Below are 19,408 nucleotides of genomic sequence, written 5' to 3'. Positions count from 1 at the left end.
GGAGGCAACATGGAAATTACTAACCCGATCCTGACCGGCTTCAACCCGGACCCGTCCCTGTGCCGTCAGGGGGAGGACTACTACATCGCCACCTCGACCTTCGAGTGGTTCCCGGGCGTGCGCATCTACCACTCCCGCGACCTGAAAAACTGGTCGCTGGTCAGCACCCCGCTGGATCGCGTGTCGATGCTGGACATGAAGGGCAACCCGGACTCCGGCGGCATCTGGGCGCCTTGCCTGAGCTACGCAGACGGCAAGTTCTGGCTGCTCTATACCGACGTGAAGATTGTCGACTCACCGTGGAAAAATGGCCGCAACTTCCTCGTTACCGCGCCGTCCATCGAAGGGCCATGGAGCGAGCCGATCCCGATGGGCAACGGCGGGTTTGACCCGTCCCTGTTCCACGATGACGATGGCCGCAAGTACTTCCTCTACCGTCCGTGGGGGCCGCGCCACCACAGCAACCCGCATAACACCATCGTGATGCAGGAGTTTGATCCGCAGACCGGCACGCTCTCGCCCGAGCGCAAAACGCTGTTTACCGGCACGCCGCTCTGCTACACCGAAGGGGCGCACCTGTATCGCCATGCGGGGTGGTACTACCTGATGGTTGCCGAGGGCGGCACCAGCTACGAGCACGCCGTCGTGGTGCTGCGTTCCAAAAATATCGACGGGCCCTACGAGCTGCACCCGGACGTGACGATGATGACCAGCTGGCACCTGCCGGAGAACCCGCTGCAAAAGAGCGGCCACGGCTCGCTGCTGCAAACCCACACCGGAGAGTGGTATATGGCCTACCTCACCAGCCGCCCGCTGCGCCTGCCCGGCGTGCCGCTGCTGGCCTCTGGCGGGCGCGGCTACTGCCCGCTGGGGCGCGAGACCGGCATCGCCCGCATTGCGTGGCGCGACGGCTGGCCGTACGTGGAAGGCGGCAAACACGCGCAGCTGACCGTGCCCGGCCCGCAGGTGGCGGAGCAGCCCGCAGCCGCTCAGGGTAACTGGCGGGATGATTTCGACGGCAGTACGCTTGACCCGCAGCTACAGACCCTGCGCATTCCGTTCGACGACACCCTCGGCTCGCTCACCGCCCGCCCGGGTTACTTACGGCTCTACGGCAACGACTCGCTCAACTCGACCTTTACCCAGTCGACCGTGGCGCGCCGCTGGCAGCACTTCACCTTCCGGGCCGAGACGCGGATGCAGTTCTCGCCGGTCCACTTCCAGCAGAGCGCGGGGCTGACCTGCTACTACAACAGCAAAAACTGGAGCTACTGCTTTATGGATTACGAGGAGGGGCAGGGGAGAACCATCAAGGTGATCCAGCTCGACCATAACGTGCCGTCGTGGCCGCTGCACGAGCAGCCCATTCCGGTGCCGGAACATGCGGAGAGCGTCTGGCTGCGGGTGGACGTGGATACGCTGGTCTACCGCTACAGCTACTCGTTCGACGGCGAGACGTGGCACGCCGTGCCGGTGACCTATGAAGCGTGGAAGCTGTCAGACGATTACATCGGCGGGCGCGGCTTCTTTACCGGCGCGTTTGTGGGGCTGCACTGCGAGGACATCAGCGGCGACGGCTGTTACGCGGACTTCGACTACTTCACCTACGAGCCGGTATAGCCCAGCGCACGTGACAGCTCGAGCCCGGCCTGCTGAAGCTCCTCGCGGAAGCGGGCCAGCTCGGCGTCATCCACGCGGGAGGTGAGCGTCGACAGGCTCAGGGCGGCAATCACGTGGGATTCGTGGTTCCACACCGGCACCGCCACGCAGCGCACGCCCTGCTCGTTCTCTTCGCTGTCCAGGGCGTAGCCCTGCTCGCGGGTCTGCGCCAGGGCGGTCATTAACGCTTCACGAGAGGCGAGGGTCGCGGGAGTAAAGGTGGTGTAGTGATAGCCCTCCAGCAGGGCGTTCAGCTCGGCCTCGCCCAGCCAGGCAATCAACACCTTGCCGATGGCGGTGGCGTGAACCGGCAGGCGGCGGCCAATGCGCGAATAGGCGATGGCCGCCAGCTTGCCTTCAATCTTCTCGATATAAACCCCTTCACGCCCGTCCAGGATCCCCAGATGGGTGGTCTGTCCGGTCCGCTGGGACAGCTCCGTCAGCCAGCCTTTCGCCTTCTGGCGAATATCGATGGAGCCCACGACAAAATGACCGCGCTCGACCAGCTTCATGCCAAGGCGATATTTGCCGTTCTCCGGGTTCTGATCGATATAGCCGTGAAGCTGGAGTGTTTTCAGCAGCGAGTGGAGGGTGCTCTTGCTCAGCCCCATCAGTTTGCTGATGTCGGTGATCTTAAGCTCGGTGGCCTGCTCGTTGAACAGGTCGAGGATCTGCAACGCACGTTCAACAGACTGAATAATCGGCATAATGCTGGCATGTCCACGCTGGAATGAAGGCGAAAACGTACCTTTTTCGGGGTGAAAAATCAATGAAGTGGAGCCGGTTTGCCCGGCGGCGCTTCGCTTGCACGGGCCTACGGGGTGGGTGTTCTCCCTCTCCCTGTGGGAGAGGGCCGGGGTGAGGGCACCAGACCGCAGAGGACCCAATCACTCCCCAAGCGTCGCCACCATCACCGCCTTAATCGTATGCATCCGGTTTTCAGCCTGATCGAACACGATGCTCGCCGCCGACTCAAACACCGCGTCCGTCACCTCCATCCCGCCGTGCAGGTCGAACTCCTTCGCCATCTGCTTGCCGAGCGTGGTCTGGTCGTCATGGAACGCGGGCAGACAGTGCAGGAACTTCACGTTCGGATTGCCGGTCAGCGCCATCATCTGCGCGTTCACCTGATACCCCCGCAGCAGCGCAATCCGCTCCGCCCACTTCTCTTTGGCTTCGCCCATCGACACCCAGACGTCGGTATAGATAAAGTCCGCGCCCTTCACGCCCGCCGCCACGTCTTCCGTCAGGGTGATTTTGCCGCCGTGCTTCTCCGCCAGCGCGCTGCACTCCGCCACCAGGCTCTCTTCCGGCCAGCAGGCCTTCGGGGCCACCAGGCGCAGATCCAGCCCGGTCAGCGCCGCCGCTTCTAGCATCGAGTTGCCCATGTTGTTGCGCGCGTCGCCCGTGTAGACCAGCGTCATCTCGTTAAACGCCTTGCCCGGCAGGTGTTCCTGCATGGTCAGCAGGTCCGCCAGCAGCTGCGTCGGGTGAAACTCGTTGGTCAGCCCGTTCCACACTGGCACGCCCGCATACTGCGCCAGCGTTTCGACGACTTCCTGGCCGTGGCCGCGATACTGAATGCCGTCGTACATCCGCCCGAGCACGCGCGCGGTGTCCTTAATTGACTCTTTATGCCCAATCTGGCTGCCGCTCGGCCCTAAATACGTGACGCGTGCGCCCTGGTCAAATGCGGCAACTTCGAAAGAGCAACGGGTACGGGTCGAGTCTTTTTCGAAGATGAGCGCGATGTTCTTACCGGTAAGCTTCTGTACTTCCTTGCCATTTTTCTTATCGGCCTTGAGCTGTGCGGCAAGGGTCAGCAGAGAAGTGAACTGTGCAGGGGTAAAGTCGAGCAATTTTAGAAAGTGTTTCTTGTACAGATCAGACATTTTATCCTCGCATGGCGAACGCCACTTATTGAATTAAAATTCACTTTATATGTGTAATTATTCATTTGCAACCCCGTTTCACAAATCTTTCCAACAAAGGTGGAGGCAAACCCGTCCGTGTGTGAAAATAGAAGTATCTGCCGCACTTTAAAGAGGATTGAGCCATGGCAAACCCGGAATTACTGGAAGAGCAACGCGAAGAGACGCGTCTGATTATTGAAGAGCTGCTGGAAGACGGTAGCGATCCGGACGCGCTGTACACCATCGAGCACCATTTCTCTGCGGATGATTTCGACGCGCTGGAAAAAATGGCCGTAGAAGCCTTCAAGCTGGGTTACGAAGTGACCGAGCCGGAAGAGCTGGAAGTGGAAGAGGGCGACACCGTCATCTGCTGCGACATCCTGAGCGAAGGCGCGCTGAAGGCGGAGCTGATCGACGCGCAGGTAGAACAGCTGATGAACCTGGCCGAGAAGTTTGAAGTGGAGTACGACGGCTGGGGAACCTACTTCGAAGATCCGAACGGTGAAGACGGCGAAGAAGGCGACGACGAAGATTACGTCGACGAAGACGACGACGGCGTGCGTCACTAAGTGATTCAGGCGGNCCACCGCTTTTTCAAGGCAGAACCATGGATTACCCGCAGATACTCGCCCCCGTACTCAACTTCCTCCAGTGCCCGACCCCGCAAGCATGGATTGATAAAGCCCGCGACCCGTCGAACCTGCCGCTGCTGCTCACCGACCACATGGTGTGCGAGCTCAAGGCCGCCCAGACCGCGCTGCTGCTGGTGCGCAAATACGTCGCCGACGAAAGCGGTGCCGACGCGCTGCTCGACTGGCTCAAACCCTACGAACAGTTCACCTTTCGCGACGGCCCGGAGCCGGACTTCATCGCCCTGCATAAGCAGATTGGCAAAAGCGTAATGCCCAAAACCGACGACCCGTGGGGCCAGGCGCTCATCGACAGCATGGTGCTGCTGATTAAAGAGGAGCTGCACCACTTCTGGCAGGTGCGCGAGGCGATGCTGGCGCGCGACATTCCGTACGTCAAAATCACCGCCAGCCGCTACGCCAAAGGGATGCTGAAGGAAGTGCGCACTCACGAACCGCTGACGCTGATCGACAAGCTCATCTGCGGCGCCTACATCGAAGCCCGCTCCTGCGAACGCTTCGCCGCGCTGGCCCCGTTCCTCGACGACGACCTGCAGAAGTTCTATCTCTCGCTGCTGCGCTCGGAAGCGCGCCACTACCAGGACTACCTGACGCTGGCCCGGCAGGTAAGCGACGACGATATCTCACCGCGCATACAGCTTTTTGGCGAAATTGAAGCCACACTTATCTCGACACCGGACAACGAGTTTCGCTTCCATAGCGGCGTGCCGGTGTAAACCGGCATAACGCAAGGATAAGGATGCGAGATGAAAAAAACGTGGATCAGTACGGTCATTGTTGTTGTCGCGGCTGCCGCCGTGGCGTTCTGGGTCTTCTTCGACAGGCAGCGCGCTCCGGAAGCGCAAATTGATACCGCCCTCAACGCGATGCCCGCCTGGCAGGTGATCAAGGAGCAGGAGCCTGTGCTGCATCAGCGCATCCTCGACCAGATGGCCGCCCTGCAAAAGGCCGGCGAGCCGGAGCAGCACATTATCGACACCATCCAGCCGCAGATCCTGCATCTGCAGATGTCGCGCCTGCAAAACGCCCCGGACGCCAACGTGGTGAACTACATGACCATCAACATGGAGCAGACCGCCGCCATCCAGAAGGTGAGCGACGACGCCTGCTTCCGCTTCCTCTACCCGATGGTGAAGGGCGGCATCAACCCGATGCGTATGCTGGATAAAGACCTGATGACGCGGCGCATGCAGGCCGACGCCGACATGATGCGCGCGGCCTACGGCAAAAACCGCCACACCGTGACCCAGGCCGAACGCGAGGCGGCTGTCGAAGACGTGCGGCCGATTATGAAGGAGCTTGCCGATAAGTACGGTGAGGACATCCAGCTGCTACAGATACCGGAGAAGGCGGCGGGCAAAGAGAAGCTCTCCTGCGATATGGTGCAGGAGATGTGGGCGAAGGTGCTGGCGCTGCCGGAGCAGAAGGCGGCGAGGGTGATTCGGCTGGCGGTGTCTGAGCTGGACTGACGGTAGCGCTGGTTTTTTGGGCACTTAGCGCGGGTTTCGCGCGTCGTCGCTTGCATGGCGGCGCGCGACAGGTATAATCCACAACGTTTCCGCATCCCCTTCAGTGCCGAAGTGGCGAAATCGGTAGACGCAGTTGATTCAAAATCAACCGTAGAAATACGTGCCGGTTCGAGTCCGGCCTTCGGCACCAAAAGATGTAAATCAAAGTCGCTTAAGAGCGGCTTTTTTTGTTTCTAAAATCCAGTGTCCGCAAGGCTTCGCCCCGCTTTTCAGTCAACCGACGTCAATCTGAGTTACTCTACATCAACAAGCTTGTGAGTATAAAGCCGAATATATGCTGGTTCGATAATGCTTATATACTCACGGCAGCATATGGAAGGAATGCCATCATGGCCCTGATTGTTACCAAGGTGAGGTCAGTCCAATTGAGCTTGCGGTTCTGAACTTAAGGGGGACTGGCTTAACGAAAGCTCAGGGTAAGCAAAAATGAAATTACTACCCATCCAGTGTCGGGATGTTCATAACGAATTACTGAACTATCCAATTGAGAAAATGAGAAATTTATTCTAATTAAATAGTTAAAAGAACATAGCGCTAATAACGCGCCGCCTGAACTATGTCCCCACATTGTTAACCGTTAGAGCCCCTCATCAAATTTCTGGTAGCTGATTCCAGCAGCCCGGACTTTCAGTGTCAAAAAAATCTATCATAGTTTTTTGCCCAAGATTATCTTTGATTAATTGATTAGCTCTATTGCAATATGCTTGGTCTCCTCTGAAAACAGATACCGCGACTCGCTTTATACCCGTTCCTGCCATTCGTTTTAGTAGATGTATATCATGCTCGCCCATTCCCCAGCCTAAAATCACAAGATTCTCACGTTGTTCTGCGAGAACTTCCCGGTAAACCGTTGATAGATAGAAACTGCTCTGAATCGAGTTTACTTTTTGTTCATGCGTCCCTTCGCTCACAAACAGCGGAACGACTTCCTCGCTTTGCCAACGTTTCAGAATCGACTCAAGTAAACCCGCCTTCTGGATATGAATTTTACTCTCCTGTTCAATGCGATTTCGACACAATATGAGACTGCCATGCGGATAAAAAACAAGCGTATTAGACCGTTCATCTCCAAGCATTCCTCTTAACCGCTGCCAATCCTGCTCAAAAAGACCTCTGGCAAGAAAGCAGTCCTTAAATCGATGATGATCTTTGATATCCAAGCCATATGTCATTGCCCAGTAGACGATCAGGTCATAATTAAGCGAAATAACCGTGTTGAATTTTTTTAGAAACTCGTAAATATATGGCAGTTGTTCATTAATTTCATCATGCTCAGGATGCACATCCCTTACAGCCTCAATGAGGGATTCACGGATTTGGAGGTAGGCCTCATGGGTGCGGGCATCCTCAATTTCTAAAGATTTATTGACGTTAGACGCCTGCCAAACAATACGCAGAATAAGTTCGAAATCTTTAGTTTTAAAAAAGTCAAAAAGTCTGCGTACATCTGCCTCTAGGCTCTCTCTTTGCGTTACATGTTCAAACAGAGATCCATATGCAAAACGAGGACTAACGGCGATGCTTGCGCCGTTGCCCAGTAAAATAGTCCCATCGTATTGTGGTGCTAGCTCAGACCAAGGAAGAATGGAAAACGACATTTTAGCTATCCTCTCCGATAGTGAATTTTTTTAAATAACAAACATTTTACAGCGCAAGTCTAACTGTTTGAATTTTTTCGTCATCATTTTAACAATCTCACTAACTGAAGGGGAGAATTGTCTTTGTTTTCAGTCAGTTTCAGTACTTTGTTACATAGCCAGCACATTTATCCATATAGATATTATCTTCATGATTTTATAGACTATCTAGATAAGAATATCCCTTTCAGGAAAATGATCGATGCCCCGATTAAGGAATACTATTTTATGGTCAGGTCATGAGCACTAAAGCCGTCACGAGAGACAATCATTTAACGGAACTTCACGAAGCGGGATTCAGTTTCTATGAGTTTTTTGCGGGGGGCGGTATGGCTAGGGCTGGGCTGGGAAAACATTGGCAATGTCTGTTTGCCAACGATATGGACCCGGTAAAAGCATCGACATACATCGACAACTGGGGCGACGAACATTTCGACATGCGCGATGTACGCGAAGTAGCCCCCGATGAACTGCCACTTCATGCCGATTTAAGCTGGGCCTCATTTCCCTGCCAGGATTTATCGCTGGCCGGCAATGGCCTGGGGATTGGCGAAAGAGATTCCAGCGCGGATGAGACTACGCGTTCCGGCGCAGTATGGCCGTTCCTCGATTTAATAAGCAGGCTCAGCGAGGAAAACCGTAAGCCGCCAATTCTTGTTCTTGAAAATGTTCTTGGGTTGCTAACGCTGAATCAAGGTAGCCATTTCGCTGCTATATGTCATCAGTTAAGTAAAACTGGCTACCGATATGGCGCAATGATCATTGATGCGAAGCATTTTCTTCCACAGTCCAGGCCCCGCGTATTTCTTGTGGCGATTAGTCGCCATGTTTCCATTCCCGAATGTTTGGTTTCAGAAGAACCTTTGCCGCAATGGCATTCTCCTTCGCTCATTCGAGCCTGCGAAGCGCTTATAAAGGATGACCGCAATGACTGGGTCTGGTGGTCGCCAGGCAATATGCCAGGAGCAAGAACGAAGGAATTAGATGACTTAATTGATTTTGAGGATGATAACGCGCTTTGGCATTCTTTCGATGAAACACAACGGCTGATCGGTATGATGGCACCGGCGAATCTGTCGCGTCTGGCGAAGGCGCAGGCATCTGGCGTGGCAATTGTAGGCAGCCTTTATTTACGCATGCGCAAAGAAAAAGGTGTCAACAGGCAACGGACCGAAATTACGTTCTCGCCCGTTCTTGGTTGTCTTAGAACACCAAAAGGCGGGGCTTCACGTCCGCGTATTATTGTTGTTAAGGGCAACCAGGTAAAAACGCGTTTGTTATCGGTCAAAGAAGCGGCGGCGTTGATGGGTTTGCCGGATGATTTTATTCTTCCGGCGGCTTATCAATCGGCGTTTAAAGTGATCGGTGACGGCCTCGCCGTTCCTTCCGTCCGTTTTCTGGCCGAGCGTATTTTGGAGCCACTGGCTATGGCTGTCCGAACTAGTACCCATCGGACGGAGGATATTCGCGAATGAATTGGACGTCGCCCGTTACGCCTGATGGTTGGGAAAGTAAACTGGTTGATTATTTTCTCCGGTTCCGCGCTGACGGCGACGCGCAGGATATTCGCTGGTTTGAAGTTACGCCGACGACGCTCGCGGCGGCATTCGCCGAAAGCGGGGTTAGCGCGGATGAAGCTGAAGAAGCGTTTCGAAAATGTATGTCGAAAATACGGGATCTGCCGCAGCGCCTGGAAAGCGGTATGATGGAAAAGTCGACTCGTCGATCGCCCGGATATTTTACTTATCTTATCATGACGCTGCTTATCAGCAGTCAATTCGACGCGCAGGACGAACGTAATGATTTTCGCCTGAAATTACAGAACTGGCTGCAGGTCACTCATAGTTTTCAAAACTTATCCGGCATTAACAAGATGTGGGAGGCATTGGCCGAATGGCTTAGGCACCGTATTCAGGAAGGCGAACCCTACAGGCGTCTTATCTTGCCGCCACGGGATGGCTGGGTCCAGATCGGTCACACCTTGCGACTAGCATTCCCGAATAAAGCCGATCTGCGGCTGATGAGCGAATGTCTTGAGAGCTATCCGCAAGCCGCCGCTAACCCGCGCCAGTTAATCGAGTACTTTCAAATTTTTATTCAAAGACAGGGTGTATCTCATGCGCTGAAGGAGGCTTTCACTGAATTCAGAGACGCGTGGTTATTGGGACGTCGCGCACTGTTCGATATGCCCTTCTGGCGCTTGCGCCAACGAGCAGTGCAGATATCGTCCTGTGTAATGACTCACCAAACTATCATTGATATGTACCTCGACTTCGACGGTTCGCGGTGCTATTTCAGCGTCGCAGGCGAGAGTGACGAAAGGGTTTTTCATTCTACGTTATCCGAAGCCCTTATCGCTCGCGACGCCGCACACAGCGGAAATCTGGGGAAAGCAACGCAGGTTGGCTTACTCTTTTTTTATGAAATCGGACACGGGCGCTGGAGAGCGACATCGTCCCCCGACGTAGATTCTCAACGTTTTCATATCGCTTTATCCAGTAAACACTCTGTACAAATAAGTAAGCGCCTTAATGGATATATTACAGAAGACGAGTGGATTTTAACGGCGCAGGCGCTGAACAGATTTTCAGCGGTGGATATATTCCGCTCAATAAGTTCCTCTTCGAGTATTCAGGATGACGACGTTATCCGCCCTCAGCTATATGGGGGAATACGCGTCCCTGGCGGATGGCTAGGATTACCTGCATTTTTGCCTTTTGTTGAGTCAGATACGCGAAGCTACAGAATATATGCATCCGGGAATGTTGATGCAAGGACAAACGTTTCTGTAATAGATGGTCGTTTGATTTCTTCTGTACCGCTTAACGGTGAAATTTTCATCGAGCCAACCCTTGATACAGGTGAGAAAACGCCGCCGTGGCGCCGGCGCGCGCGTTTTTTCACTCGTGCCGTACCGCACCCGACTTTAGGCGAAAGCGCAAGATACCGGTTTGAGCCGTTTTGTGACTGGTCGACGTCTTCACTTAAGGTGCCGGTGTTTAATTTCGAAGAAAAATTTCAGTGGGAAGATAGCGAAGAATGCTGCGATCATCTTTTGGAGGTGATTTACGCCAGCGGAGCCAGCGGTTGGGAAGAAGCTGAGTTATTTGCGCTTCTTAGACATGTGGACGGTAATATCAACGTATGGCATTTGATTCGTTGTTTACAAAATGCAGGTCTGATCGAGCCACGCCTGCGTTCTGGGTGGAAAGGGCGGGCATGGACGCTGGTTAAACCTTCATTGCTTCATATTCGCAATGGAGAAAATTCTCTTGTGGTTGTGGAAGGTGCGGTCTGTGCCAGTCTGATCGATGATTTTAAAAAAGCGGTCGCCGGACTGGGCGGAGAAAGTTTCCGTCGTCGCGGCGTAAGCCTCTGGTCGCCCCCTGTATTTGGGGCCGCACTCGCTAATCCGGATTCGTTATCCCAGCGTCTAGGATGGCCGCTTATCGAAATCCCATCATCATCCGATACATTACCTCTTTCACTGGTCACAACGGAACGCGCCGCTGAATTACACGAGTCAGTGGCGATCTGGAACTGGCGTTCAGGAAGATTTCAGCAGCATGGTTCCAAGGATAAAGAGTCTGCTTCGCTGTCACTTCATATTCACCCTGGCGGACGGGATCATGATATCTATCGAGTTGTTTCCGGAAGAAAAACAACACATTATCTTTCTAGAACTGCAGCTATTATCGCCGCTGGCGCAAAAAATCGGGAACCCATTTTTGAACGCGTCACCAAAAATCATCTGCTATGTCTTATCAATGATTGCGGCCTTCCCGACGCACTAGCTGCGGGAATACGGCGTTATACGCTTAGAAACGGAGGTCCGTTTGACTCCGGCTACGCATATCCTGTTGATGATGTCTCTTTCCTCTGGTTAGAGTCACTGCTACCGGGATGTTTCTATTCCCTTTCTCCAAACGGCGAGGGTGATTTGAGCAGCATAATCTCCGCTAGTCGCCATTCCGGGGGAAAAGTGCGTCTGATATGGCGAAATGGTCAGCTAAAGCTGACGTAGGGATAATAAGGAAAATTAAATATGGGCAAAATCCCTTGGTATCTTGGTCAATTTGATCGCAGAAATTATCAGTCTTACCTTAAAGCTATTGCACAGGAAACGCCTGTTGGTTGGCGTTCGATCGATAATCCTAAGAAACTGTTTCCTCGCACGGGAGAAGTTGAGTTTAACGAGGCTGAGGCTTTGTCGCTTCGTAAGGGAGATTGGGCCGCTTTTCATGTTGGGCCTGGCACTCGCAACAGAGCACAGGCGAAACATGCCCGCCGTATTTATCCTTATTATGATTTATCTTCTGGCCAGACACTATTGGAAACGCGTCGCCAACTGAGTTTCGATGGTATAACAACAGATGGCGAGCCGGGATTATGGGCTATTCGTTTTGGCGCGGATGGCCTGATTTTGGCAAATCTAGCTGAGTCGAAATCAGGTTGTCTGATCCTGTCTAAAAGCCAGAACGTATATGAATATGATTTTCATGGAGGTGTCGTAATTTCCGTATCTGGCATATCTGAAAGCGGAAAATTGTTTTATATGCCTGATGTCGATGCGTCACCTGCTTATATCCATGATTGGACGCCGGATAAGCAGTACATCGAAAACGTTATTCAAATACTTTCCTGCGCTGATTCGACAGCAGCAATTGCTTCATGGCTTCGGGTGCACACAAATGAGCAAAACGGAAAATTAACTTCCGGAGTCAATGACCTTCTGGCTGCAGCTCAAACGCTCCGGGGAGGAGAGTTGGCTAAGAAACTGGAAGAAGAGGATTCGTTGACTCGTCAGTTTACAGAAGCAGTCTTGAAGGACCAGTATATCGCCCAGCTTCTCGAGCATCAGATACAAAAAATCGCGGAAGAAGAGCGAGTCGCGTTGCGTGCCGAACAGTATAGGTCGCTTGATAAAGAGTTTTCTACTGAACGACTGCGGCGTCGTGAAGTTATTGAAACGGAAATGTCTGTTTTTGAGAAGACAAGGAAATGCGAGCTTGAAGAGGAGATTGCACAATTACGACAGCTCGAAGAAGAAAAACTGCAGATTGATTTTGCAAAAAAGCAAGCGGACTTAGAACGAACGCTCAAACAGGAAAAAGAGTATCTTGAAAACGAAATTAGCCGTTTGAAAGACGCTTGCGCTGAGTTATGTGCTCAGAACGCAAATCAGCATCAGATACTCACTACCCTGATCAGCGAGCATAAAGCATGTTTGGCATCTTTAACCGATGTCAAAGAATGTACTGCTCAGGCAAAAAATGAACTCGAAAAAATGGATATCGCCATTGCCGAGAAGGCTCGTCGAATGGCTTACTCAGCAATCCCCGAAGTACGCCTTCCAGCGCAAGCAAGAGTAATATCCTGTGAAGAATTCGGTCATAGCGTTAGAGAGAACAAGTTACTGACACCTGATGGAAAAATACTCATGACGCAATTTCTTGCGTTGATGTTGGCTGGTGAGTGTCCGTTGCTATATGGCCCAGAAACACAAGACTTCCTTGCTATTGCCGAATCGCTAATTTCTTCAGGCCGCTCCATCCGATTAGTTGCCGATCCGACGATGATTTCCTGCGGGGATCTTTGGGTTCGTGCAGGAAATCATCTGGCGACGCCGCTTTACCAGGGTTTATTGTTGTGCGAGTCTTCTTATCCCAGAACGATCCTCGCCGTCATTGAGCGTGTCGAATGTTCCGCCGCGCGTTTCTGGTTGCCAGCACTGAAAGAACAATTGTACGGTGGTGATTTCCCCCGACGCTTTCTGATTTGCGGCACGATTGAAAACGAAGATTGTGAGGAAACGGAGAAAATGAAGGAACAACATCTTCGCCTGCGAATGGAAAATGTTGTCATTCGGAATGCGATTGCGTTATCCCCTTTACATCTTTCTTCAGAAAATCATAGCGAGCTGGATCCCGGCCCGGCATCGCAAGGCTCTCTCCCGGACAGACTCGCTATTGCGGATGAAATGTCAGCTGGACGTTTGGATCTGGCATATACACTACGGGCGATGAGAACAGCGCATGAAGTCGGACTGCTTGATGCTCAAAACAAATCGATGTATCAGGAAAATTTAATAGATTTATACGCCGAAATTAAAGAATAACGAAATGTACGCTCAATAAATTACAGGAGAAGGAAATCATGTTAGACCCTATTGGCGGCTTTCGCCGTATTCAGGATTTCTTCATTTCATATATAGAAACCAGCTTTCGTATTGCCGATCCTTCAGTTTCGGCCTCAAGACGTAATCTTTTGAATAGCAGTGGAGAATTTGCTGCGGAGCCCTACATTGAGCCTGTTTTACGATATGAGTCTTCTGATAAAACGCTTGAAGCTCTGGCCGAGATGGAAGGTGGGCCGCTAAATAGTTTATCTCACAAAGGCCGTAAGGCGTTCGTCGAATTAGCGTTATCCGGCCTGTTCGATTCAAAACCTGGTGATGAAGTCTGGCCGCGTCGTTCGGTCCATGCGCCATATAGCCACCAGACTCAAATGCTGGAGCGTGGTATTTCTCCTGGTTGCCCCGGTATTGTTACATCGGGAACAGGTTCAGGAAAAACGGAAAGTTTTATGTTGCCTATACTGGCCGCACTATCGAATGAAGCTGTTAGCTGGGCGGCCCCTTGCGACGGTTATCTGCAAAATCGATGGTGGAACGATGAAAAAACAAGCTGGGTTTCTCGTCGCGAAGGAGAAAAACGTCAGGCGGCAGTCAGAGCGTTGGTGCTGTACCCGATGAACGCTCTGGTTGAAGATCAAATGGCGCGTTTACGTAAAACATTAGATTCAGATAACGCGCGGAAAGTGATGGAGCATCGCTTCGCTAGGAATCGAATTTTCTTTGGGCAATATACTAGCGCAACACCAATCACTGGCTATGCCAACCACCCACGTCTTTCCGGAGTCAAATCGGAAAAAAGTCGCCGTGCTCGTAATCTTGAAAAATTACGTAAGGCGTTGAAGCGAATTGATAGCGATCAGCAGGCTGCGCGCGCATTCGACGAAAAAGAAAACCCTTCGGAAAAGACCCGATATATATTCCCTTCGACAGACGGTGGGGAAATGATGTCTCGCTGGGATATGCAGGCTGCCCCACCTGACGTTCTCGTCACTAACGCCTCAATGCTAGGGGCAATGCTTTCGCGCGAAGTTGAAGACGGTATATTTGATGCTACTCGCGAATGGTTGATGAATAACAACGACGCATACTTCTATTTGGTATTTGACGAGCTGCATTTATTACGTGGTTCCGCTGGAACTGAAACCGCGATGTTGATTAAGTCGCTGATTGTAAGACTCGGGCTTGACGACCCGAAACATCGTTACAAACTGCGTTTACTCGCGTCTTCAGCATCACTGCCGATGGAAGGTGTGGATGGAGAGCAATCACGGAAATACCTACGCGATCTATTTTCGCCCTTCGGTACTTGCCGCGATTCTTTCGATCCCGGTAGCGATGAGCCTGATTTTTGGCGTAACTGCGTCATTCAGGGAAAACCTTATATACCATCGAAACCAGAAGGAAAAATCGCCGTGCGGCCTTTCGCCGCATTGATGCGTGTTGCCCTTGAGGGGCAGGGGAATGTTGTTCGCAATCTGAACATGACGGACGCGCTTAGTAAAGCTTTGTCAAATGTCTTCCAAGCTTTGGGGGTGAAAGCACAAAATGATGTGCAAGGCATTAAACAAGCAGCGGAAAAAGCAGCTGCCCTGCTGACCAACGCTTGCATTGAAGAAGGCAGCGAGTCGCCGCGAGCGATGCCGCCGGGACTCATCATTGATAAGATTTTTCTGAAGGAAGAGACGGATAAACAAGATGAATTGGAATTAGCATTACGCGGATTAATGCTGGTACGCGCACTGCCGGAATCCGGGATGGATTGTGAGCAACTCGCGAACGTCACACCAGCTTTTCGCGTACATACATTCGTCAGAAATATTGAAGGTTTCTTCGCCTCCGTAGCACCGGGAGAACAAAAGGCAAAATTTGCTGATTTTTGTATGGAACGAGGCCTGTCTCACGCGCCTTCGGCCCCGGGTAGAGAGCGCGGTCGTCGTTTATTTGAAATGCTATACTGCGAAGCATGCGGTGATTTACTGCTCGGTGGTCAGAAGGGGCAGAATCACGGTAAAACAATCGAATTATTACCTTCGGCGACCAATCTGGAAAATCTTCCCGAACGTCCCGGTGCTGAATATTACGATGATATGACGCTGGAGGAGTTTGCGGTTTTTTGGCCTGTCGATATAGCCGGGCGGCCTCCTATAGGCTGCGAAAAAGGGTGGGATGTCTGGGAAAAAGCGGCGCTTAATCCTGTTACAGGCATTGTGACCATTGGGCAGGAAACATCGACGAATACTGACGCGGTTCGCGGGTATCTCTATTTCCAAAATCCTGTTAAACCTAAAAAAGGCGAACCAGCGAAGAATCCTTCTGCTCAGCCTTTCTGCTGCCCTAACTGTGGGATTGACTATTCCAGTCGACCTGCCAGCAATCGTTCCAGATCGCCCATTCGCGCATTTCGCACTGGTGTGACGAAATCATCCCAACTGGTAGCAACTGAGCTATTTGAATTACTCCATGCAATCGGCGCGGAAGCAAAGAGTATCGTTTTCTCCGATAGTCGACAGGATGCGGCATCAATGGCGCTGGAAATCGAACGGTTGCACTTACGCGATTTACGCAGGGAAATTTTGGTTGCCGCTTCCAGAGCAATGATTAACGAGGCTGAAAGGAGGTATATTTCAGACGAGGATATTGAAGACTGGAAAGCCAAAGCCAAACAATCTGGAGATTACGATGAGTATATCAGACTGCATGACCTTCAAAAAAGCCAAGATGGAATTACTGAGCTTTGTAAATATCGACGGATAAAAATCGACAAATTACTTGAGTCCGAAGGTGACTCAATCGGAAGAATCACGTCTGAGCTCGTCGGGCTAGGTATATCGCCCTATAAATATCGTTCTAATTCAGATGAGAATGATAATTCTGTTTGGCATACAAATTTCATAAAAGAAGGAGGGGATATTAGGTTCAGTGAAAGGCTTCCTGCTCATGAACGAATGAAAATAAAAACAAAAATATCCTATGATCAATCTGAATTGATAGATGATGTTATTTTTGCCAATACTTTTTTCGCTCTGGAAGAAACAGGGCTGGCATACCCGTGCATCTCAGATAAAGATGATATGCCGGAAATTGATGCCTGGCTAAGGGTATTTTCAGGTGCCTATCGTATTAAAGAGAATAAATATTTCGATGCAAGTCGTACACGTGATTGGTATGTTGGGAAAGATGTTGAGAAAGAGAAGGTTAAGCGCGTCGCCAGAGCCTTGTTCGGTGATGGCGGGTATCAAGATGGTTTAACGAGCATCTTAAATAAACTTTCTATGCTTGATCATAAAGCAGGACTAATCAATATCGGTAAGTTGTTCCTCAAAATAAGTAAACCAGGCGATCATTACTGGCAATGTGCAAATTGTGGGCGAATTCACTTACATCTAGGATTTAAATATTGTACCCGTTGTGTGAATGAACTCGACCTTGAACCTAGCGGAATTGTCGAAGATCTTTGGGAGGAAAACTTTCTCGGTAAGCGCATTGTACGTGGAGAGCGAGATGGAGTTAAACGTTTCCGGCTGAACGTCGAAGAATTAACGGGACAGACGGATGATTTCTCCGATCGTTTGCGTAAGTTCAAGGGGATTTTTGTCGATAAGATGAGTGAGCTTGAAAAGCTTGATTCGGAAATAGACATGCTTGCCGTTACCACGACAATGGAAGTCGGAATTGATATCGGTTCACTTCAGTCGGTTTATCAAGCCAACATGCCACCTCAGCGGTTTAACTACCAGCAGCGCGTCGGTCGAGCTGGGCGACGTGGCCAAGCTTTTTCTTTCGTTATCACATTTTGTCGCGGACGAACTCATGATGCTTACTATTTCGCTCATCCTCATGCGATCACCGGAGATCCACCGCCGCCACCTTTTCTGGCGGTAGATCATGATGCCATTCCATTAAGACTTATGCGGAAAGTATGGCTTAGAGCTGCATTTAATCTTTTACGTGAAGAGGATCATAAAAACGGTACAGCTTTCCCTGGGGATAAACTCGTTCCGCCTGATATTCATGGCGAATATGTATCTACGCATGATTACTATCATAGCGATGAAACTAATTGGGCTGAACGATTGCTGGGAGCGTTGAAAGCAACGCAGAATATATATGATCGCTTTATTAACGCAGCAACGTTCGATCCAGAGCAAAAACAACGGCTTAATTTATTGTTAAATGCGGGGAAAATAATTGATGAAATCGCTGAGCTGAAAATTTATATCCCTGAAGAGGATATGGGGCTTGCACGTTTTCTGGCCGAACATGGTAAATTGCCGATGTATGGAATGCCGACTCGGGTGCGCAACCTTTATTTGGGATTGCGTAAAACAAAAGGTCTGAATGCACAAGAAGAATACGAATGGTCGACGATGGATCGCGATCTTGATCTCGCAGTTTTCGAGTATGCTCCAGGCTCAGTATTAATCAAGGATAAGAAAAAGCATGAGGTAATAGGCTTCACAGGTAATTACCAAGAGCCGCAGGTCCAGAACAATCGCATATCGGATCTCTCGACGGTAGGCTCGTGGCTGGAGTCTTGTAGCCATGTAGCAGTTTGCCCGGCATGTGGTTCCGCCAAACTAGAGCTACATAAACCTGAAAACAACATTAATTGCGAGGATTGCTGCACGCCTATCAGTCCTGACGAATTCAGGCTTTATATCACGCCAGCCGCTTTTCGTACGGATTTCAAACCCAAAGACGATATGGAAAATTTTATCCGCATGTCGTTGAAAACCACAGCGACAGTGTTACATGAAGGCGTTCCAACAAAATGCGATTCCTTCACTGTTCAACGCGGCGAAGTGACCATTCTACGGCTCAACGATGGTCCCATTAATGGGGAAAAGGAAGGCGAACGATTTAATGTTGACTTGGTGTACGATCAAAAAGCACCAATGCCCTTTTCAACTTATTGCCCGTCAGTTAAAGGCGATCAGGCTATCGACTCAGACTGGCTAAAATCGCACAATAACCCGCGCTGGCAGTTTCGTGGCGAGAAAAAAAGCTTTGGGCTTGTATCAAGTAAAGAGACGGAGTCTCTTCATCTTGAAATAACAGAATTCAATACTCGCCTTAATCTGGATATGGTCGCCAGATACGGCGAGTACATGAATTTGCCTACGCGCGCGGCGGCTATCAGCGCGACCCAGATCTTAACGCATAAGGCAGCACTCTATCTCGATGTTTCGCCAGATGAATTTGAAATGCTTGAACCCCGACTGCATCTTGGTAAACCCAGATTGCAAATCGCCGACGCGTTAATCAACGGCTCAGGATTATGCAGACGGCTTGCCGAACCAGCAACTGCAGGCGGCTTACCGCTGATAGTCAAGTTATTACATGAGATTCTCGAAGAGAATGACAACTGGCCGATGATTGATTTTTTAAACAAAGATCACCCGATTCAATGCCAAACCGCGTGTTACAAGTGCATACAGCGCTATGGCAATCGGCAATATCACGGCTTGCTCGACTGGCGTTTAGGTATGGCCTATCTACGGGCGATGGTTATGCCCAAATTCGCATGTGGTCTGAATGCCGCAGACTGGAATCAGCCAGAGATGAAAGGATGGAGAGAAAGAGCGTTCCAATTAGCGGAAGATGTAGAGGCTCTACGACCAGCAACAATCAAATTGTTAAAAGATTATTCGTTACCTGTGCTTATCGAAATGCAGGACGGGAAAGAGCTTTGGAGAGCGGCCGTAACGCATCCTTTATGGCAATGGAGAGATCACAAACGCGATGCACTGATTAATTCTTTTGGATTGGCTGACGGGGAGTCGCCTCTTCTGTTCATTGATACGTTTGAACTGGAAAGACGGCCGCTGCGTGCGCTGGCGAACCTTAAACGGAGTTAAAATGTTAACAATCATGCTGCTATTTA

The 19,408-nt window shown here is 51.0% G+C and carries 12 protein-coding genes and 1 tRNA gene; 9 read left to right on the top strand and 4 right to left on the bottom strand.

The window, feature by feature from the left end; genetic code table 11:
* The first annotated feature begins 9 nt into the window (after nucleotides 1-9).
* Complete coding sequence (locus tag ACTJI7_RS15670; protein WP_440670723.1) at nucleotides 10-1,620, top strand: glycoside hydrolase family 43 protein; 1,611 nt, start codon at nucleotides 10-12, stop codon at nucleotides 1,618-1,620.
* Here the strand turns inward: ACTJI7_RS15670 and xynR are convergent.
* The 3 genes from xynR to argL form a co-directional block, all read right to left on the bottom strand.
* The gene (gene xynR, locus ACTJI7_RS15665) at nucleotides 1,605-2,366 is read right to left on the bottom strand and encodes a DNA-binding transcriptional repressor XynR (protein WP_088204666.1); all 762 of its coding nucleotides are present in this window, start codon (nucleotides 2,364-2,366) and stop codon (nucleotides 1,605-1,607) included. The two genes, ACTJI7_RS15670 and xynR, sit on opposite strands and share 16 nt — an antisense overlap.
* A 180-nt stretch (nucleotides 2,367-2,546) precedes the next feature.
* Nucleotides 2,547-3,551 (bottom strand): ornithine carbamoyltransferase, encoded by a 1,005-nt coding sequence (gene argF / locus ACTJI7_RS15660; RefSeq protein WP_440670726.1) that lies wholly within the window; start codon nucleotides 3,549-3,551, stop codon nucleotides 2,547-2,549.
* Nucleotides 3,521-3,616: a putative translational regulatory protein ArgL gene (gene argL / locus ACTJI7_RS15655; protein WP_213083700.1), complete on the bottom strand. Its 96-nt coding sequence runs from the start codon at nucleotides 3,614-3,616 to the stop codon at nucleotides 3,521-3,523. The genes argF and argL overlap by 31 nt, the downstream gene beginning before the upstream one ends.
* 99 nt (nucleotides 3,617-3,715) lie before the next feature.
* Between argL and rraB the strand changes: the two genes are divergently transcribed.
* From rraB to ACTJI7_RS15635, 4 genes are all read left to right on the top strand, one after another.
* Nucleotides 3,716-4,141 (top strand): ribonuclease E inhibitor RraB, encoded by a 426-nt coding sequence (gene rraB, locus ACTJI7_RS15650; protein ID WP_003862940.1) that lies wholly within the window; start codon nucleotides 3,716-3,718, stop codon nucleotides 4,139-4,141.
* A gap of 38 nt (nucleotides 4,142-4,179) precedes the next feature.
* Nucleotides 4,180-4,938, top strand: coding sequence for a tRNA isopentenyl-2-thiomethyl-A-37 hydroxylase MiaE (gene miaE / locus ACTJI7_RS15645; protein WP_440670729.1), 759 nt, complete (start codon nucleotides 4,180-4,182; stop codon nucleotides 4,936-4,938).
* 30 nt (nucleotides 4,939-4,968) lie between these two features.
* Nucleotides 4,969-5,691: a topoisomerase II gene (locus tag ACTJI7_RS15640; protein ID WP_440670731.1), complete on the top strand. Its 723-nt coding sequence runs from the start codon at nucleotides 4,969-4,971 to the stop codon at nucleotides 5,689-5,691.
* Between the two features lie 105 nt (nucleotides 5,692-5,796).
* A tRNA-Leu gene (locus ACTJI7_RS15635) sits at nucleotides 5,797-5,881 on the top strand.
* A 460-nt stretch (nucleotides 5,882-6,341) separates the two neighbouring features.
* On the opposite strand, the gene ACTJI7_RS15630 is transcribed toward ACTJI7_RS15635, so the two are convergent.
* Nucleotides 6,342-7,349: a DUF4917 family protein gene (locus ACTJI7_RS15630; protein WP_232928847.1), complete on the bottom strand. Its 1,008-nt coding sequence runs from the start codon at nucleotides 7,347-7,349 to the stop codon at nucleotides 6,342-6,344.
* Between the two features lie 278 nt (nucleotides 7,350-7,627).
* Between ACTJI7_RS15630 and ACTJI7_RS15625 the strand changes: the two genes are divergently transcribed.
* The 4 genes from ACTJI7_RS15625 to ACTJI7_RS15610 are packed head-to-tail and all read left to right on the top strand — an operon-like array spanning nucleotide 7,628 to nucleotide 19,382.
* Nucleotides 7,628-8,863, top strand: a complete 1,236-nt coding sequence (locus tag ACTJI7_RS15625; RefSeq protein WP_014830473.1) for a DNA cytosine methyltransferase — start codon at nucleotides 7,628-7,630, stop codon at nucleotides 8,861-8,863.
* Nucleotides 8,860-11,412 carry a hypothetical protein gene (locus ACTJI7_RS15620; RefSeq protein WP_440670733.1) on the top strand — a complete coding sequence of 851 codons (2,553 nt, stop codon included), beginning with the start codon at nucleotides 8,860-8,862 and terminating at the stop codon, nucleotides 11,410-11,412. Before ACTJI7_RS15625 ends, ACTJI7_RS15620 begins: the two co-directional genes overlap by 4 nt.
* 21 nt (nucleotides 11,413-11,433) lie before the next feature.
* Nucleotides 11,434-13,506, top strand: coding sequence for a hypothetical protein (locus ACTJI7_RS15615; protein ID WP_440670735.1), 2,073 nt, complete (start codon nucleotides 11,434-11,436; stop codon nucleotides 13,504-13,506).
* A 38-nt stretch (nucleotides 13,507-13,544) separates the two neighbouring features.
* Nucleotides 13,545-19,382, top strand: coding sequence for a DEAD/DEAH box helicase (locus tag ACTJI7_RS15610; RefSeq protein WP_440670737.1), 5,838 nt, complete (start codon nucleotides 13,545-13,547; stop codon nucleotides 19,380-19,382).
* Nucleotides 19,383-19,408 lie beyond the last annotated feature (26 nt).

It is taken from the genome of Enterobacter sp. 22499 (genome assembly GCF_052044815.1).
GTDB lineage: Bacteria > Pseudomonadota > Gammaproteobacteria > Enterobacterales > Enterobacteriaceae > Enterobacter > Enterobacter bugandensis.
This window is presented reverse-complemented; position numbering and strand designations above follow the sequence as displayed.

What these genes read in the sequence shown, in the direction of transcription:
- ACTJI7_RS15670 (WP_440670723.1), top strand. Translation starts at nt 10, where the DNA reads ATGGAAATTACTAACCCGATCCTGACCGGCTTCAACCCGGACCCGTCC.
- xynR (WP_088204666.1), bottom strand. Translation starts at nt 2,366, where the DNA reads ATGCCGATTATTCAGTCTGTTGAACGTGCGTTGCAGATCCTCGACCTG.
- argF (WP_440670726.1), bottom strand. Translation starts at nt 3,551, where the DNA reads ATGTCTGATCTGTACAAGAAACACTTTCTAAAATTGCTCGACTTTACC.
- argL (WP_213083700.1), bottom strand. Translation starts at nt 3,616, where the DNA reads ATGAATAATTACACATATAAAGTGAATTTTAATTCAATAAGTGGCGTT.
- rraB (WP_003862940.1), top strand. Translation starts at nt 3,716, where the DNA reads ATGGCAAACCCGGAATTACTGGAAGAGCAACGCGAAGAGACGCGTCTG.
- miaE (WP_440670729.1), top strand. Translation starts at nt 4,180, where the DNA reads ATGGATTACCCGCAGATACTCGCCCCCGTACTCAACTTCCTCCAGTGC.
- ACTJI7_RS15640 (WP_440670731.1), top strand. Translation starts at nt 4,969, where the DNA reads ATGAAAAAAACGTGGATCAGTACGGTCATTGTTGTTGTCGCGGCTGCC.
- ACTJI7_RS15630 (WP_232928847.1), bottom strand. Translation starts at nt 7,349, where the DNA reads ATGTCGTTTTCCATTCTTCCTTGGTCTGAGCTAGCACCACAATACGAT.
- ACTJI7_RS15625 (WP_014830473.1), top strand. Translation starts at nt 7,628, where the DNA reads ATGAGCACTAAAGCCGTCACGAGAGACAATCATTTAACGGAACTTCAC.
- ACTJI7_RS15620 (WP_440670733.1), top strand. Translation starts at nt 8,860, where the DNA reads ATGAATTGGACGTCGCCCGTTACGCCTGATGGTTGGGAAAGTAAACTG.
- ACTJI7_RS15615 (WP_440670735.1), top strand. Translation starts at nt 11,434, where the DNA reads ATGGGCAAAATCCCTTGGTATCTTGGTCAATTTGATCGCAGAAATTAT.
- ACTJI7_RS15610 (WP_440670737.1), top strand. Translation starts at nt 13,545, where the DNA reads ATGTTAGACCCTATTGGCGGCTTTCGCCGTATTCAGGATTTCTTCATT.